Source organism: Marinimicrobium sp. C6131, assembly GCF_026153455.1.
Classification (GTDB): Bacteria; Pseudomonadota; Gammaproteobacteria; order Pseudomonadales; family Cellvibrionaceae; genus Marinimicrobium.
Map to the genome: position 1 here is coordinate 1444561 of NZ_CP110629.1, position 17839 is coordinate 1462399.

At 60.1% G+C, this 17839-nt stretch carries 15 protein-coding genes; 2 read left to right on the forward strand and 13 right to left on the reverse strand.

The window, feature by feature from the left end:
* Window positions 1-77: 77 nt before the first annotated feature.
* The 12 genes from OOT55_RS06115 to leuC form a co-directional block, all read right to left on the reverse strand.
* Window positions 78-644, reverse strand: a complete 567-nt coding sequence (locus OOT55_RS06115) for an SPOR domain-containing protein (RefSeq protein WP_265368243.1) — start codon at window positions 642-644, stop codon at window positions 78-80.
* On the reverse strand, window positions 637-1974 hold the full coding sequence (gene folC / locus OOT55_RS06120; protein ID WP_265368244.1) for a bifunctional tetrahydrofolate synthase/dihydrofolate synthase: 1338 nt from the start codon (window positions 1972-1974) through the stop codon (window positions 637-639). The genes OOT55_RS06115 and folC overlap by 8 nt, the downstream gene beginning before the upstream one ends.
* Entirely contained in the window at window positions 1975-2838 is an 864-nt protein-coding gene (accD, locus tag OOT55_RS06125) for an acetyl-CoA carboxylase, carboxyltransferase subunit beta (RefSeq protein ID WP_265368245.1), read from the reverse strand.
* A gap of 83 nt (window positions 2839-2921) precedes the next feature.
* A complete protein-coding gene (gene trpA, locus OOT55_RS06130; protein WP_265368246.1) occupies window positions 2922-3728 on the reverse strand; it encodes a tryptophan synthase subunit alpha in 807 nt (268 codons plus the stop codon).
* A gap of 24 nt (window positions 3729-3752) precedes the next feature.
* Entirely contained in the window at window positions 3753-4997 is a 1245-nt protein-coding gene (trpB, locus tag OOT55_RS06135) for a tryptophan synthase subunit beta (RefSeq protein WP_265368247.1), read from the reverse strand.
* On the reverse strand, window positions 4987-5625 hold the full coding sequence (locus OOT55_RS06140; RefSeq protein ID WP_265368248.1) for a phosphoribosylanthranilate isomerase: 639 nt from the start codon (window positions 5623-5625) through the stop codon (window positions 4987-4989). Before OOT55_RS06140 ends, trpB begins: the two co-directional genes overlap by 11 nt.
* Before the next feature lie 80 nt (window positions 5626-5705).
* Entirely contained in the window at window positions 5706-6605 is a 900-nt protein-coding gene (gene truA, locus OOT55_RS06145) for a tRNA pseudouridine(38-40) synthase TruA (RefSeq protein ID WP_416140978.1), read from the reverse strand.
* 112 nt (window positions 6606-6717) lie between these two features.
* Entirely contained in the window at window positions 6718-9912 is a 3195-nt protein-coding gene (locus OOT55_RS06150; RefSeq protein ID WP_265368249.1) for a FimV/HubP family polar landmark protein, read from the reverse strand.
* A gap of 360 nt (window positions 9913-10272) precedes the next feature.
* Window positions 10273-11382, reverse strand: a complete 1110-nt coding sequence (gene asd / locus OOT55_RS06155) for an aspartate-semialdehyde dehydrogenase (protein WP_265368250.1) — start codon at window positions 11380-11382, stop codon at window positions 10273-10275.
* Window positions 11383-11636: 254 nt separating this feature from the next.
* Window positions 11637-12716, reverse strand: coding sequence for a 3-isopropylmalate dehydrogenase (leuB, locus tag OOT55_RS06160; RefSeq protein WP_265368251.1), 1080 nt, complete (start codon window positions 12714-12716; stop codon window positions 11637-11639).
* 273 nt (window positions 12717-12989) lie between these two features.
* Window positions 12990-13637 carry a 3-isopropylmalate dehydratase small subunit gene (leuD, locus tag OOT55_RS06165; protein ID WP_265368252.1) on the reverse strand — a complete coding sequence of 216 codons (648 nt, stop codon included), beginning with the start codon at window positions 13635-13637 and terminating at the stop codon, window positions 12990-12992.
* On the reverse strand, window positions 13634-15070 hold the full coding sequence (leuC, locus tag OOT55_RS06170) for a 3-isopropylmalate dehydratase large subunit (protein WP_265368253.1): 1437 nt from the start codon (window positions 15068-15070) through the stop codon (window positions 13634-13636). The genes leuD and leuC overlap by 4 nt, the downstream gene beginning before the upstream one ends.
* 121 nt (window positions 15071-15191) lie before the next feature.
* Between leuC and OOT55_RS06175 the strand changes: the two genes are divergently transcribed.
* Together OOT55_RS06175 and OOT55_RS06180 are read left to right on the forward strand one after the other, a co-directional pair.
* Complete coding sequence (locus tag OOT55_RS06175; protein WP_265368254.1) at window positions 15192-16058, forward strand: LysR family transcriptional regulator; 867 nt, start codon at window positions 15192-15194, stop codon at window positions 16056-16058.
* 142 nt (window positions 16059-16200) lie between these two features.
* Complete coding sequence (locus tag OOT55_RS06180) at window positions 16201-16944, forward strand: TIGR04219 family outer membrane beta-barrel protein (RefSeq protein WP_265368255.1); 744 nt, start codon at window positions 16201-16203, stop codon at window positions 16942-16944.
* A gap of 65 nt (window positions 16945-17009) precedes the next feature.
* On the opposite strand, the gene OOT55_RS06185 is transcribed toward OOT55_RS06180, so the two are convergent.
* Entirely contained in the window at window positions 17010-17783 is a 774-nt protein-coding gene (locus OOT55_RS06185; RefSeq protein ID WP_265368256.1) for an amidohydrolase, read from the reverse strand.
* Between the last annotated feature and the right edge of the window lie 56 nt (window positions 17784-17839).

Consider the following 17839-nt stretch of genomic DNA (forward strand, 5'->3'; position numbering starts at 1 on the left):
GGTTACTTGCGCGCGCATTTTAGCAGAGGCTCTCTGGATCAGATACCCCCGGCGCCCGTCGGGGCCGCCAGAGCGTCTCAAGGTTCGAAACGGAGAATCAAGGCGTCGACCTTGAGGGCCCGGTCTATCGCCGCCTTGGTCGATTCGGCCTCCGAGCGACTCACCTTGGGACCGATAAACACCCGACTGACCGCCCCGGCGTCGGTGCTGGCGGAGCGCACATAGGCCCGGTAACCATCCGCCTGCAACCGGTCCCGCAGCGCCCGTGCGGTTTCCGGATCACGGAAACTGGCGACCTGAATCACCCAGGCGGTGCGCTCGTCGACATCAGCCGTCGACGCCCCGGTTTCCGGAACGGACGGTTCGGCAACCGCCTCGGACTGCGCTTCCTCCAGAGAGTCTACGACCGGCTGCGAGGTGTCCTCCGGCATAAACATGGTATCCGGCTCCGGCGCCGGTTCGATGTTGTCCGGCGCCGTGGGTGCCTCAAAAACCATTGTTTCCTCGGCGGGGCGATCGGGAATCAGTGTCTGGGTACTGACCGGCTCGACCTGCCGATCCCGCAGAATGCTGGGCACCACCAGAATTCCAATCGCGATAAGAACGATCGCACCCACCAGGCGCTGCTTCAGGCCGCTATTCATGGTTACTCTCAAGATTAGTGCGCACAGGATCGTCGTGTGTCTCGGGGCCCGGCGGGGCACTCTCGGCTTCAAACCAGTCGAGGGCCGCACTGACCGTATAGAATGACCCCATTACCACGATTCGATCTCCGGGCCTGGATTCTTGCCTCAGTCTCGCCATCAGTTCGGCTACTGTACCACAGCCGCTCGCCGAGACGCCGAGTCCCTCCAGGTCTTTCGCCAATTGCACCACAGTGGCGGCTCTGGGCACGTCCGGAAGAGACACCAGCCAGCAATATGCCATGATCGGTGCCAGCGGCGCCAGGGTGGCAACCCGGTCCTTGTCGGCCATCATACCGATGACGACATGGGTCTCCCCTGCGCTGTCATCGACCAGACGGGCCGCCAGGTGCCTGGCGGCGGCGGGATTATGGGCGACATCAAGAACCAGCGTCCGACCCTCCCAGGCTCGAACCTGATAGCGCCCAGGGAGGGTGAGCCGGCCGAGTTCACAGGCCCGCGCCAGTGGCTCAACCTGATATCCCAACTGCGCAACCACCTGAAGAGCCGCCGCAAGGCTCGGCCAGGGAAGCACCGGCCGTTCAAACTGGCACTGCTGAGGCTCACCGGCAGGGCCCTGCCCCCACCAGCACCACTGATCCTCCCGAACCGTAAACCCGAACTGCTCGCCAACCCGTTGCAACGCAACGCCGCGTTCCCGGGCAGCCACCAACAACCCTTCCGGCGGCTGATCGTCAGCGCACAGCGCAATCTGTCCAGTGCGGTAAATGCCGGCTTTCTCGCGGCCGATACTGTCCCGGTTATCGCCCAACCAGGCCTGATGATCGAGGTCGACGCTGGTTACTACCGCCGCGTTGGCGTCCAGCAGGTTGACCGCATCCAGGCGGCCGCCCAGGCCCACTTCGAGGACCATGACATCCACCGCCCGATCCCGGAAAATCAGCAGCGCCGCCAACGTCCCGAACTCGAAGTATGTCAGACTGGTATCGGCGCTCGCGGCATCAATGCGAGCGAAAGCGCGGCACAACTCATCATCACTGACCGGCACACCGTCAACCCGGACCCGCTCGTTATAGCGCTGGAGATGGGGCGATGTATAGGCGCCCACCCGCTGCCCCGCCGCCTGCAACAGCGCCGCGCAGGCAGCCACACAGGAACCTTTGCCGTTGGTGCCGGCAACACTGATCACCCGGGCTTGGGGTGTTAGCAGGTCGAGGCGCTCGGCCACTACACGAATGCGTGTCAGGCCGAGCTCTATTTCGGTGGGGTGATGGCTTTCCAGCCAATGCAGCCAGTCGTCCAGGCGCTCAAAGCGCATTGCTGATGCCAATCAGACCGCCTCGCGGCGAGTGAATTTGGCCAACAGCCGCGCCAGAGTATCGCGCATGTCCCGGCGGTGAATGATCATATCGATCGCGCCTTTGTCGAGCAGGAACTCGCTACGCTGAAAGCCTTTGGGCAGTTTCTGACGAATGGTCTGCTCAATGATGTTGGGGCCGGCGAAGCCTGCCCGGGCGTTAGGCTCGGCGGCGTTGATGTCGCCCAGCAGCGCCAGACTCGCCGAGACGCCACCATAGACGGGGTCGGTCATCACCGACACGTAAGGTGTACCCTGGCGCTTCAGGCGCTCAATCACGGCACTCGTCTTGGCCATCTGCATCAGAGAGATCAACGCCTCCTGCATGCGGGCGCCACCGGTCGCCGAGAAACACACCAGAGGGATATCTTCCTCCAGTGCCACCTTGGCCGCCCGGGCAAAGCGCTCACCGACCACATAGCCCATGGAGCCGCCGTGGAAGGCGAACTCGAACGCCACCGCCACGACCGGCATGCCCTTCAATTGACCTTTCATGGCGACCAGGGCGTCTTTCTCACCGGTGGTTTTCTGGGCGCTTGAGAGACGATCCTTGTACTTTTTCACATCGCGGAACTTCAACCGGTCGATCGGCTCAACCTCGGTCGCCAGTTCCTGGCGGTTGTCCTCATCCAGAAACAGGTTCAACCGGGTTCTGGCGCCGATGCGCATGTGATGATCACACTTGGGGCACACATCGAGGTTACGTTCCAACTCTGGACGATAGAGCACCGCCTGACATTTCACACACTTTTTCCAGAGCCCCTCCGGTACCTTGCTGCCACCACGCTTGCCGTCCGCACGGGCCATGCTCGGTACAATCTTTTCTAGCCAACTCATGTCGATTCTCTCTGCGAAATCTTGAGGTTTTCAGTCTTTACCGGGCACCTCGGCCCGACTCGGGTGTTCAATAACCGGGGTGATCAGGCATCCAGCGCCTGACGGATACCGCCAACGATATCACCGACCGCTGCGGCGATCTGCGCGGGCGACTGCTCGTATCGCTCGCCCATGGTATTCACCAATACACTGCCAACCACCACACCATCGGCCAGCGCCGACAGCTTGCGGGCCGTTTCGGGATCCTTGATCCCAAAACCAATGCACAGCGGCAGATCGGTCAGTTTACCAAACTCATCCAGCTTGGCCTTCACCGCGTCGACGTCCAGGTGCCCCGCCCCGGTAACGCCCTTCAGGGAAACATAGTAAATAAAACCGCTGGCAAGGGCTGACACCTGGCGGGCACGCTCAACACTGGTGGTCGGTGCCAACAGCAGAATATTGTCCATCCCCACGGCCGAGAGCTCTCGCTTGAGCGGCTCCGCCTCTTCCGGCGGCAGGTCCACCGTGAGCAGCCCGTCGACGCCCGCCTCGGAGGCCAACTGCGCGATGGTGTCGTAACCCATGCGCTCGATCGGATTGGCGTACCCCATCAGTACCACCGGCGTCTCGGCGTCGGTCTCACGAAACTTCCGCACCAGCTCGAGTGTGCCGCGCAAGCTGATTTTGTGCTCCAGGGCCCGTTCATGGCCACGTTGAATCACGGGCCCTTCCGCCATCGGATCGGAAAAGGGAACACCCAGCTCAATAATATCGGCCCCCTGTTTGACCAGTTCGTGCATCGCTGGCAGCGTGGCTTCGGGATACGGATCCCCATTGACGATGTAGGTCACCAGTGCTTTTCTTCCCTGCGAGCGCAGGTCCTGCAGACGTTTGGCAATACGACTCATGAATTCTGTATCCTGGTTCAGCGCTTACACTTCGATGCCGTCGAGTTTTGCAACGGTAAGAATGTCTTTGTCTCCACGGCCGGAGAGGTTCACAACAATACTCTGATCCGGGCGCATGGTGGGCGCCAGCTTTTCGGCATAGGCCAGCGCATGGCTCGACTCCAGCGCGGGCATGATACCTTCGGTCAGGGTCGTTTTACGGAACGCCGCCAGGGCTTCCTGGTCATTGATGGCCACATAGTTGACCCGCCCCTGGTCCTTCAACCAGGCGTGTTCCGGGCCGACACCCGGGTAGTCCAGACCGGCGGAGACCGAGTGGGTCTCGATGATCTGACCGTTCTCGTCCTCCATCAGGTAAGTCCGGTTGCCGTGCAGTACCCCGGGGATACCCGCGCTCAACGGCGCGGCATGGCGTCCGGTCTCAACGCCGTCACCCCCGGCCTCGACACCATACATCTCGACACCGTCATCCCCCAGGAAGGGGTGAAACAGGCCAATGGCATTGGAACCGCCTCCCACGCAGGCCACCAGGGCATCGGGCAGACGACCGGTCTGCTCCAGGCACTGGGCCCGGGCTTCCCGTCCGATCACGGACTGGAAGTCGCGCACCAATTGAGGATAGGGGTGCGGGCCGGCCACGGTACCGATGATGTAGAAGGTATCGTCGACGTTGGTGGCCCAGTCCCGCATGGCCTCGTTCATCGCATCTTTGAGCGTACGCGAGCCGGAGGTCACCGGAATGACTTCGGCACCCAGCAGTTTCATCCGGTACACATTGAGAGACTGGCGCTGTACGTCCTCGGCCCCCATGTACACACAGCACTTGAGACCAAGCCGGGCCGCCACGGTGGCCGACGCCACACCGTGCTGCCCCGCACCGGTCTCGGCAATGACCCGCTGTTTGCCTGTGAACTTGGCCAGTAGCGCCTGACCAATGGTGTTGTTCACCTTGTGGGCACCGGTGTGGTTCAGGTCTTCACGCTTGAGGTATATCTGGGCTCCGCCCAGCTCGCGGCTCCATCGCTCGGCATGGTACAGCGGTGACGGGCGACCCACGTAGTAGGCCAGATCCTTGTCGAATTCCGCCTGAAAATCCGGATCGTTTTTCAGGTCATTGTAGATGCGCTTGAGTTCATCCAGGGCATAGATCAGAGTCTCGGACACAAACCGCCCGCCGTACGGGCCAAAGTGGCCGTCGGCGCTGGGAAACTGGCTGTAATCGGTGTCGGAGTACCGCTTGCTTGAAAACGCTTGAGTCTTAGAGTTCACCTTGATCACCGTTGAGGGCGTTAAATATAAACTGGTTCACTTTGCCGGCGTCCTTGAGACCGGGCGACGCCTCGACACCGCCACTGACATCGACGCCATAGGGGCGGGTCGCGAGGATCGCCTGACGGACATTGTCAGGGGTCAGGCCACCGGCGAGAATGACGGGCCGCTGCGGGTTCCGCGGTACCCGCTCCCAATCAAAGGTCTCGCCGGTGCCGCCGGGGACCCCTTTTCGATAGGCATCCAGCAAAAAACCAGACGCGTGTGGATAATCAGCCATGGCGGCCATGACATCCAACTCAGGACGCATACGCAGCGCTTTGATATATGGACGTCCGTAGCGACTGCATTCGTCGCTCGTTTCATCGCCATGAAACTGCAGCAGCTGCAGGGGCACCTCGTCCAACACGGCTTCTATCGTGGCCGGTGTGGCGTTCACAAACAGCCCCACCAGCGTCGCGAAAGGCCCCACCGTGCGGGCGATGGCTTTGGCCTGCTCGACCTCCACCGCCCGCGGGCTGGCAGCGTAAAAAACGAGCCCCAGGGCGTGGGCGCCCGCCCTGAGCGCTAGGCGAGCGTCCTCCGGCCGTGTAATACCGCATATTTTAACCCGAATATCCTGGCTCATGTCCGCCCTGCCTGCCGGCTTGAAAACAGACCGGGGATACTAGCAGAAATCCGGACAAATTGCTGCCAGAGGCCGCCGGATCAGGGATTTTCCGCCAGCCCACCCAGAGGTTCCGGCACGAAAATCGGGCCCGGCCGGCCCTCGGGCAGACCAAACGATGTCGGGTAATCGACATGAACCAGATACAGCCCAAAGGGGCGCGCCGTCACACCCCCCGCGCTGCGATCCCGGGCCGCGAGAATGTCCGCGGCCCAGCTCACCGCCGCCTCACCGGAACCGATGGCCAGAAGAACCCCCACAATATTGCGTACCATATGATGCAAAAAAGCGTTGGCCCGGACCTCGAGCACAATCAGGTCGCCGCGCCGGGCGAGGTGCAGATAGTCAATCCGGCGAACCGGGCTGCGAGCCTGGCACTGGCTGGCCCGGAATGACGTGAAGTCATGCTCTCCGACCAGAGCCTGGGCCGCTTTGCGCATGGCATCCACATTCAGCCGCTTGCGGGACCAGGTGATGTGTTGATGGGTCAACGCCGAGTAGGTATCCCGGTCTGAAATCAGATAGCGGTAGGTGCGTGAGCGGGCACTGAATCGGGCGTGAAATCCGGGCTGCACCGGCCTCGCCCAGCGTACCGCGATGTCAAAAGGCAGCTGTGCGCGGGTTCCCAGCACCCAGGCCTTTTCCGGCCTCTGTGCCAGGGTGTCGAAATGGACGATTTGCCCGGTGGCGTGAACGCCGGCGTCGGTCCGGCCGGCACAGATCAGGCTGATCGGCTCATTGGCCACCGCACTGAGCGCCTTCTCCAGATGCCCCTGAACGGTGGGCACCCCACTGGGTTGTGTCTGGAATCCGTGGTAATGGGTCCCCTGATACTCCACCGCCAGGGCTACCCGATTCATACCCTCGGGCCACTCGGTGTCGGGAAAAATCTCTGCATTGCGCTTGTAGGCCCTGGGCTGGGTCAGATGGGTTTCAGTCATCACTTGCTCTTGTCTCGACAGTCGGCCATTTCAGAGGACAACGCCAATCCTGAAAAAACAAAGCCCTGCGCACGGAATGCGCAAGGCTTTGCGGGAGAACCCGAGGAAGAAATCAGCTCTCGATCCGACCCAGCAGTTCCTCCGCTTCCTGTTGTTGCTGCTCGTTGCCCTCCTGGCGCACCTCTTCGAGAATATCACGGGCACCGTCCGCATCGCCCATATCGATGTAGGCGCGGGCGAGATCGAGCTTGGTCGCGGCCTCATCGGTATCGGCCAGGAAATCCAGTTCCGCATCCATATCCTCCTCGGACGGCTGCGAATCCGAATCGGTGGCCGCCGTATCCTCAGATGAGAGTCCCGACAACGCCTCTTCAAACATCTGATCTTCATCGACATCGCCCGACACCGACTCTGATCTCTGCCCAATGTCCGCAGAGTCGGCCTCATCAGCAACCGGAGCGCCCGGGGTCTCTGACGTGGCGTCTCCTTCGAGATCGGCATCCAGATCGCTCATTTCCTCATCCAGCGACGACAGATCGAGGTCCCCGGTATCCAGCGCATCCAGGTCAACGTCATCACTGTCACTCGGGGACGAGGTCGGCTCAACCCCGGGCTCCTGATCGCGCTGGGCGTCGGACCAGTCTTCTGACAGCGCATCGTCCAGATCCGCGAACGCATCCTGACCCGCCTCCTGCTCATCTTCGGAGGTGGCGTCGCGATCCAGGCCGGATTCATGTACGGTCAGCTCGTCGTCCGCATCGTCCTGCAGGTCGAATGACAGGTCATCCTCAGCCACGGTCCCGGAATCACTGTCCGAGTCCGCAGTGTCCACCGGCTGCGAAGTCAACGACGAGGTTTCTGATGGCTCCTCATCCAGGTCGGACAGCGCATCATCCAGGGCTTCGATGTCGCCCTCGGACGAGGTTTCATCCAGTTCGAAATTCCAGTCGTCGTCGGCACTGATGCTTTCGGTCCCGGGCGCGTCGGTCTCTTCATCCAGCTTGAGATCAAGCTCCGGGAAATCATCCTGATCGTCGTCGGCGGAGCGCTCGTCAGAGGCGGATTCCGGCTGCAGCGTAACCTGATCACTGTCGTCATCCAGATCGAAGTCCAGAGAGAACTCCTCGTCAGGCGACGCCGACTCGGACTCGTCAAACGACAGGTCATACCGGTTGGACGACGCATCCAGGTCCGACTCCGTGGTTACGGGCTCGATGGCCTCATCGTCAAGATCCAGATCATCATCGAGATCGAAGTTGAAGTCATCGTCCAGACTCAACTCACTGTCGTCATCAGTCGACTTGTCGTCGCGTCGTGATGACCCGGACGCTTCGTCCAGGTCCAGTTTGAAATCAAAATCATCAGCGCCAGTGTCCTCAAGAGAACTGAAGTCTTCCTTATCCTCGGGGGACGCGGCACCTGTATCAAGCGCGTTGACATCGAATTCACCGGCGCCGGGAATCGTATCCCGAAGCTCACCGGCCCGCTGAATGGCCGACCGATCGTCGGTTCCCAGTAGCGTGGAGTAGTGCCGATCAAAGGCTTCGACATCGCGATTTTCCGCATAGACTTCCAGCAACTTGGACAGGATCGCGGGGGAGGTGGGCTCTTTTTCCAGCCCCTTGAGCAGCAACTCTTCCGCCTGGTCCAGTTTGCCGTAGGCGATGTAAATATCGGCCTCACCAACGACATCACCGGTCTCCGCTTCAACGGAATCATCCGTTTGCTCATCCCAATCTTCCGGCTCCTCGCGCCCGGCATCGTCCTGCGCCAGATCAATACCGGCTTCGTCACCGCCGACCTCATCGGACTCAAACTCATCGGAAAACCCTTCTTCGTCAAAAGCGGGCTCAAAATCGTCATCGTCATTCCGCTCGACCGGCTCGCTGTTCTGTTGCCGACGGCGCAGCGCGGCAAACGCGCCCAGCAGGATCACCAGCGCACCCACCCCAATCCAGAGGAGGTTGTCCATTACGTGATCGATCAATGTCTTTTCTTGCGGAACGGAACGTACCACCCGCTTGCCGCGGTCGTCCTCAGCCACGGCGGCCTGGTCGGCCTGGCGATCGGTCTGGGACGCCTCCGCCTCAGTGTCCTCGGACGGCTGGGGTTCAACCTCACTGCGCGCCTGGGCTTCGGTGCTGTCTCGAGTCGCTTCCGGTTCGGCCTGCCGGGCATCGCGGTTTTGTTGAGCGGTAGCCTGAAGCGCTCGCAACTGCTCGTTGCTGGCTTCAATCAGGCTCTCCATCGTCTCGATCTGCGCTTCCAGCTCTTCCACGCGGGAGGACAACTCCCGGTTTTCCCGGCGACTCTTGTCCAACTCTTCCTGAGCGGCGGACAATTCGGCCTGGAGCTCGGCACCGGAATCCGTGCTGGCACCGCCACCCTGCCCGGCATCACCGGCACTGCCCTGACTCGGCGCCGCCAGACGCACCTGACCGCTGACGTCACTGGGACCGCTACGCCGGGAGGCGCTGCGCTGACCGGCATCCAGTTGCGCTCCCATGGCGCCGCCAGACCACTCCCGGTTGTGCTCGGCCACTTCACGCACCGCGTTCTGCGGATTCAGATTGCGAATTTCATCGCGATTGGGCAAGCGCAGTACCTGACCCTCGCGGAGCAGGTTGATGTTGCCATTGATGAAGGCCTCCGGGTTTTTACGCTGAATCGCCAACATGGTCTGTTGAACCGACAGGTCACGCCCCGGACGGACCCGCAGAGCGATCTCCCACAGGGTGTCATCGGATGTGACGGAGTAGGTATCACCGTCGTAGCCAGCCTGCTGTCGGGCTTCGGGTTCAGAGCGCTGAGTTGTCTGGGGGCGTGCCCCTGCTTGACGCTCCGGCGCCGCCCGGGTACTGCCCGAGGTGGCAGACTGGACGGGCTGGGTCTGGCGGTCATCATCAAAGGTGGGGAGATCCAGCAGGAACGTGTACTCGCGCAACAGTCGGCCACTGGCCCAGCGCGCCTCTACCAGGAAGTTCATGTAGGGTTCCCGCACCGGCTGCTGGGTGGTGACCCGTACAATCGGGCCTTCAGGATGGTCCAGCAACAGTTCGAACTCAAGCTGACCGTAGAACGCCATGCGCTCCAGCCCGGCACGTTCGAAATCTTCCCGGGAAGCGAGCCGGACGATAATCTCATTGCGACTCAACCCTCTCAGGTTGGTCAACCGGATGTCCGCCTGGAAGGGCTGGTTGAGCGCCGATTTCAACTCGGATTCCCCAAGCCCCAAGGCAAATCCTGGTTGAGCAACCAGCAAGACGGCCAATCCGATCACAAAACTCAGCTTACGAAGCAGATGCATAGGACGATCCTTTATTATCTCCCTGGCCCCATGTGCCCGACTGAAGTCATCGACTCTCCCGTCGATTTTGACGGCACGGTGAACCTGATTTGGCTTAGCAGGAGTTATAAAACCTAGAATAATTCTTCACTAATGGCTGTAAGTATTCATTATAAGTAGCTTTTTATCAACACTTTAGCCCGTCAAGAGACGGGCTTTATGGCATGTTTTTATACATTCTTTGCACCGCCGCACAAAAAACAAGGATTTTGGCGCCGGCGACAGGGAACTTTTCAGAGATCCGAATTGAGTTCCCCGTCCCTGCCATACAAAAAACCCCGCGCGGTCGGACCGGGCGGGGCTCAACTTACCCGAGGATAATCAGGCCTCTTTGAGAATGCGCAATACGCGACGCAGCGGTTCAGCAGCCCCCCACAGGAGCTGGTCACCCACCGTGAAGGCGGACAGGTACTGGGAGCCCATATTCATCTTGCGCAGACGTCCCACCGGCACCGTCAGTGTCCCGGTTACCGCCGTCGGCGTGAGGTCACGCAGTGTGGCTTCCCGCTCATTTGGCACCACCTTGGCCCACTGGTTGGCTTCGGCCAGCATGGTTTCGACCTCATCCAGCGGCACGTCTTTGTTCAGTTTGATGGTCAGCGCCTGGCTGTGGCAGCGCATAGAGCCGATGCGAACGCAGATCCCATCGATGGGCACCGGGTTGTCGCTGCGACCGAGAATCTTGTTGGTCTCGACGTGCCCTTTCCACTCTTCTTTGCTCTGGCGGTTATCCAGTTGCTTGTCGATAAACGGCAGCAGGCTGCCCGCCAGGGGCGCGCCGAACTGGTCGGTCGGAAAGTCGTCGCTGCGCATGGCGGCGGCCACTTTGCGGTCGATTTCCAGAATCGCCGAAGCCGGGTCGTCCAGCTCTCTGGCGACGGAATCGCGCAGGGCACCCATCTGGTTGAGCAGCTCGCGCATATTCTGAGCACCGGCCCCACTGGCGGCCTGATAGGTCATTGAGGTGGCCCATTCGACCAGGTTGTTCTGGAACAACCCGCCAAGGCCCATCAGCATGAGGCTGACGGTGCAGTTGCCGCCAACGTAGTTTTTCACGCCTTTGGCGATACTGTCTTTGATGACGTCCAGGTTGACCGGGTCCAGCACCAGTGCGGCGTCGTCGGCCATACGCAGGGTGGAGGCGGCGTCGATCCAGTAGCCTTTCCAGCCACTCTCGCGCAGCTTGCCGAACACTTGGGTGGTGTAGTCGCCGCCCTGACAGGTGATGATCGCATCCAGCGCTCTGAGGGCGTCCAGGTCAAAGGCGTCTTTCAGGGGCGGCACGCCGTCCACCACCGCAGGGGCTTTACCACCGGCGTTGGAGGTGGAGAAGAACACCGGCTCGATGTCCGCAAAGTCGTTCTCTGCCTGCATGCGCTCCATCAATACGGAGCCGACCATGCCGCGCCATCCGATAAAACCTACTTTCATAATAGTTCTCTCTTTCTCAGTGAGTGAATTCTGTTTTGCGTTTTGTGGCGAAAGGCCCATCACGTCCGGGTCAAGGAGGGTAAACCCTTCCTGGACACGCCGTACATACATCCCTGTAGGCTCGAATCGAGGGTCCCCCGCTCCACGGTCCAGGAAGGGTTTACCCTCCTCGACCCTAAGTGCCAAAGTTTGCGTAGGGCGGATCGGTCCGAGTTTCGGAGGCCAAAGGTCGCATCCGCCGTTACCCAGCAAGACTAAGCTTGCAAAGCCGCAACCACCGCATCGCCCATTTCCGCCGTGGACACTTTACGGCTGCCCTCGGTCACAATATCCGCAGTGCGCAACCCCTGGTCCAACACCTTACCCACGGCCGCCTCGATGGCGTCCGCCGCGTCGGTCATAGACAGAGAATAACGCAACATCATCGCGGCGGACAGTATGGTCGCCAACGGATTGGCAATGCCCTGCCCGGCTATATCCGGCGCCGACCCGTGGCAGGGTTCGTACATGCCCCGGCCGTTTTTGTCGAGGGACGCCGAGGGCAGCATGCCGATGGAGCCGGTGAGCATGGCGGCGGCGTCGGACAGGATGTCGCCGAACATGTTGCCGGTGACGATCACGTCAAACTGCTTGGGCGCGCGCACCAGCTGCATGGCGGCGTTGTCCACGTACATATGGGACAACTCCACGTCCGGATATTCCGGGGCCAGCCGGTCCATGACTTCGCGCCAGAGCATGGTCGCTTCCAGCACATTGGCTTTGTCCACCGAGCAGACCTTCTTGTTCCGCTTGCGCGCCATCTCAAAAGCCGTACGACCGATGCGCTCGATTTCGCTTTCGCTGTACTTGTATGTATTGAACCCTTCGCGCTCGCCATTCTCCAGGGTGCGAATGCCCCGGGGTTCACCGAAGTAGATGCCACCGGTGAGCTCGCGGACGATCAGGATATCCAGACCGGACACCACTTCCGGCTTGAGACTGGAGGCTTCCACCAGTTGCGGGTAGAGCATGGCCGGACGCAGGTTGGCATACAGCTCCAGGGAGGAGCGGATTTTCAACAGGCCTTTTTCCGGCCGGATGGCCCGGTCCAGCTTGTCCCACTTGGGGCCGCCGACAGCGCCGAGCAGAATCGCGTCGGACTGGCGGGCTTTCTCCAGGGCTTCGTCGGCCAGAGGCACGCCGTGTTTGTCGATGGAGCAGCCGCCCATCAGGTCTTCTTCAAAGCTCAGGCCGAGGTGGAACTGGTCGTTGACCAGATCCAGCACTTTTTTGGCTTCGGCCACGATTTCCGGGCCAATGCCGTCGCCCGGGAATAATAGAATCTGTTTTCCCACTGGGGGTCTCCTGTTGGTATTTTTCCTGTCGATTACATGCTTGGGTGCTGTTTCAAGCTCATTTTGGTGGATGACGGCTCCATACCGCTGCGCTCGGCTCCACCCTACGCTTATCGCGATGGTCGTTCATGGCACCGAGGTTCGGGAAGGGGCAACCTTTTCAAGACCGTGTAGCGGGGGACCCGCGATGCGAGCCCCCAGGGATGGGTTTACGGCGTGTCTTGAAAAGGTTGCCCCTTTCCGAACCGGACCTTACGCCGTCCCCAAATCTCTTTACCGCAATCCGTCAAAGAGCCAAGGCGCGTCTTTACGGCGCTGCGCTTCGTAGGCCTTGATCGCATCGGCATGCTCAAGCGTCAAACCGATATCATCCAGGCCATTCAACAGACAGTGCTTGCGGAACTCATCGATCTCGAACGCAAATGATTCACCGCTCGGCGTAGTGACCGTCTGCTGCTCCAGGTCGATGGTCAACTGATACCCTTCCTGCGCATACATCTCGTTGAACAGGCGGTCGACAATGTCCGCATCCAGAACGATCGGCAGCAGACCGTTTTTGAAACAGTTGTTGTAAAAAATCTCCGCAAAACTCGGGGCAATAATGCAGCGGAAGCCGTAATCATCCAACGCCCAGGGCGCATGCTCCCGGCTGGAACCGCAACCGAAGTTTTCCCGGGCGAGCAGTACCGTCGCACCCTGATAGCGCGCGAAATTGAGCGGAAAATCAGGGTTGAGCGGGCGACCGCTACAATCCTGATCCGGCTGCCCCTCGTCGAGATAGCGCAATTCGTCAAACAGGTTTTTGCCAAAGCCGGTGCGCTTGATCGACTTCAGAAACTGCTTGGGAATGATCATGTCGGTATCGACGTTGGCCCGATCCATGGGTGCGGCGATGCCGGTCATTTGAGTAAAGGATTTCATGCGGCCTGCCCTCCGGTAATTTCTCGCACATCGACAAAGTGACCCGCAATGGCGGCCGCTGCAGCCATGGCCGGACTGACCAGATGGGTGCGGCCGCCGTAGCCCTGACGCCCCTCGAAGTTTCGGTTCGAGGTGGAGGCACAGTGCTCGCCGGCACCCAACTTGTCGGCATTCATGGCCAGACACATGGAGCAACCCGGCTCCCGCCACTCAATACCGGCGTCGATAAAGATTTTATCCAGGCCTTCTTTTTCCGCCTGGGCTTTCACGGTACCGGAACCCGGCACCACAATCGCTTCTTTGACCGAATCGGCTTTGCGTTTGCCTTTGACCACTGCGGCCGCCGCCCGAATGTCTTCAATCCGGGAGTTGGTGCAGGAGCCGATAAACACCCGGTCGAGCTTGATGGAGCGCATCGGCTGCCCGGCCTGAAGCCCCATATACTGCAGGGCCCGCTTCATGCTTTCGCGCTTGACCGCGTCGGCTTCCGCCTCCGGGTCCGGCACAGAGTCGTCAATGGACACCACCATCTCCGGCGAGGTGCCCCAACTGACCTGGGGCTTGATGTCCTCACCGCGCATCTCCACCACGCGGTCAAAGTGCGCACCTTCGTCGCTTTTGAGGTCGCGCCAAGCGTCTACCGCCTTGGTCCAGTTTTCGCCTTTCGGAGCGTAGGGCCGACCTTCCACATAGTCGATGGTGGTCTGATCCACCGCCACCATGCCCGCGCGGGCACCGGCTTCGATGGCCATATTACAGACGGTCATCCGCCCTTCCATGCTCATATTGCGGAACACATCGCCACCAAACTCGATGGCATAACCGGTACCGCCGGCGGTGCCGATTCTGGCGATGATGGCCAGGACCACATCTTTCGGGGTGACACCGGGGCCGAGTTCACCGTCGACCCGGATCAACATGTTCTTCATCTTTTTGGCGACCAGACACTGGGTGGCCATCACATGCTCCACCTCACTGGTACCAATGCCGTGCGCCAGAGCGCCCAGGGCACCGTTGGTGGCGGTATGGGAGTCACCACAGACGATGGTCATCCCCGGCAGACTGGCACCGGACTCCGGCCCGATCACATGCACAATGCCCTGACGCTGGTCGTTGATCTTGTACTCGGTGATACCGTACTCGTCGCAGTTGTCGTCGAGGGTTTTCACCTGGATCAGGGACACCGGATCCTGAATGCCGGAAACGCCCGAGGCTCGCTCTTTCGAGGTGGTCGGGACGTTGTGGTCCGGCGTCGCCAGGATGGAATCCGCCCGCCAGGGTTTGCGACCCGCCAAGCGCAGACCTTCGAAGGCCTGGGGCGAGGTCACTTCGTGAATGATGTGCCGATCGATATAGATCAAGGCTGAGCCGTCGTCGCGCTTTTGCACGAGATGGGCATCCCACAATTTGTCGTAAAGGGTTCTGGCGCTCATAAGGGTTGTCTTCTCAAAGCAGATCACGATTCAGGCGTATTTTAAGGGCCCGCAACCAATAAAACAAATTTATAATTTTTATCTATTGCATTCCATTATGGAATGGATAGACTGACAGGTTATGGATACACAACACCTACAGGCCTTTGTGGCCGTTGCCGAAACCGGTTCGTTTTCCGCCGCTGGCCAGCGCCTGCACCTGACCCAGCCCGCCGTGAGCAAGCGGATCGCCACCCTGGAGCAGCAGTTGAACAGCCCCCTGTTTGACCGGGTTGGGCGCCAGATCAGCCTGACCCATGCCGGTTTGTCCCTGCTGCCCAATGCCAAACGGATTCTGCAGGAGGTGGCGGACGCCGAGCGTGCCATTACCGACCTTCAGGGCGAGGTGCGCGGCGCGCTCAGTATTGCCACCAGCCACCACATCGGACTGCACCGCCTCCCCCCCACCCTGCGTCACTTCACCGAGCGCTATCCCGAGGTGAAGCTGGATCTGCATTTTCTGGACTCGGAGCAGGCGTACGGCGAAGTGCTGCAGGGACGGTTTGACCTGGGCATTGTCACCCTGGCACCGGAGTCCGACCCGCGCATGGCGGAAGAGATAATCTGGCGCGACCAACTGCACTTCGTGGTCTCGCATAATCACCCCCTGGCCCAGCGGCAGTCCCTGACCCTGAAAGACCTCAGCCCCTGGCAGGCGATTTTGCCGGATACCAACACCTACACCACACGTCTTGTTCAGGCGCTGTTCGATGAGCAGTCCCTGGCGCTCGATGTCGGTATGGTCACAAACCACCTCGATACACTGAAAATGATGGTATCCATCGGTCTCGGCTGGGGGGTTTTACCACAAACCCTGCTGGGTGATGGTCAGGTGCACCCTTTGCCTCTGGACCACACCGTGATCACCCGGAACCTCGGTGCCATTCACCATAAACAGCGCAGTCTGAATAACGCCGCACGGGTGTTTCTGCAGTTGTTGCAGGGCTGAAGTGACAGTGAGCGAAAAACACGTTTGTCGCGCCGACATGTTGCGCTTGAAGCACTGTTTTGCTCTACGTCACACTTTTTACGGTCTGCTCTGCTAAGATACGGGTCAGTCCATTCACCCAACCAAAAATGGGAACGATGTTATGAAAAAAGTGATGCTTGCAAGTGGTCTGATGCTGGCCGCACCGTTGGCCTCAGCGGACTTTCTCGGCGTTTACGCCGGCGCTGGCCAATGGCAAAGCGATTACTCCGGTGTGATCGGTGACACCAATAACGATATTGATGTCAACGAGTTGGGCCTCAATGAAAGCGACAACAACTATTTCTACCTCGCCTTCGAACACCCTATTCCGCTGCTTCCCAATGTGCGTCTTCAGCATACCGATCTGAGCAGCTCTCAATCGGCCACCATCGTCGACACCTTCACCTTGGACGGCGAGACTTTTACCCCCGGCGAAGTGGCCACAGACGTTGACCTGACCCATATCGATGGCACTTTGTATTATGAACTGCTGGACAACTGGGTGAGCTTTGACCTGGGCCTGACTATCCGTAAATTCGATGGCTATGTACAGGCCGAAAGCGAAACGGTCGGCAATTCTCAGAACGTCGTGTTGGATGAAGCCATTCCCATGGTGTACGGCAAGGCCCGTTTTGATCTGCCGTTGACCGGCCTGTCTGTGGGTGGCCAGGCGAACGTGATCAATTACGACGACAACAGCCTGAGCGACATGAGCGTCAACGTGGCTTATGACTTTATTGACTCTATGGCCCTGGATCTGGGTATTGAGGTCGGCTACCGGCAGATGAACCTGGAGATCAATGAAGACGTGACCGCTGATGTGGAATTGAGCGGGCCTTACGCGTCTTTGAATCTGCATTTTTAAGAAGCGGTATTCGGAGTTGGGTAACGGCGGATGCGGCTCCGCCGTTACCCAATCAGAACCAACACTCAGCGCAATATCTCAAACCCATCCGCATCCAGATGGGCGGGAAATGACTCCCGGTATTGGGTCAGCCTTTCCGCACTGAGCACCGAGGTAAAACACCCTTCGCTATCCTCTGCATCGACCAACACCTCGCCAGCCGGACCATAAATGGCACTGTCACCGCTGTAACTCTGATCCTTCTCATCCACCCCGATGCGATTCACACCCACCACATAACTCAGATTCTCGATCGCCCTCGCCTGCAACAATCGCCGCCAGTGCAACGATCGGGCGGCGGGCCAGTTGGCCACATACAGGGCCAGATCGTAATCGTCCCGATTGCGACTCCACACGGGAAAGCGCAGGTCGTAGCAGATCATCGGCAGAACACGCCAGCCATTCAGCTCCACCAACACCCGCTCCTGTCCCACGGCATAGCGCTTGTGCTCGCCCGCCATACGAAACAGGTGCCGCTTGTCATAGTGTACCCAGCTACCATCGGGGCGCATCCACACCAGGCGATTGCTGTAATGGTCATTGTCCTTCACCACCAGAGAGCCGGTCACCACTGCATCCAGCTCGGACGCCCAGCGCGCCAACCACTGCCAGGCGCGCCCGCCCACGACTTCAGCGTGGTCCCGCGCCGTGGCGCTGAATCCGGTGGTAAACACTTCCGGGAGTATCACCAGGTCACTGCCCCTGGCCTGCTCCAGCCAGGGTTCATAGCCGGCCAGATTGCGCTCCGGAGCGTCCGGGGCAATGCTGGTCTGAATCAGGGATAAGGTGAGATCTTGCATGAACAGGCTCCGGGAATTTCTCAGAGCCCGACCTGCCGGGTGTACGGCATGCCGGG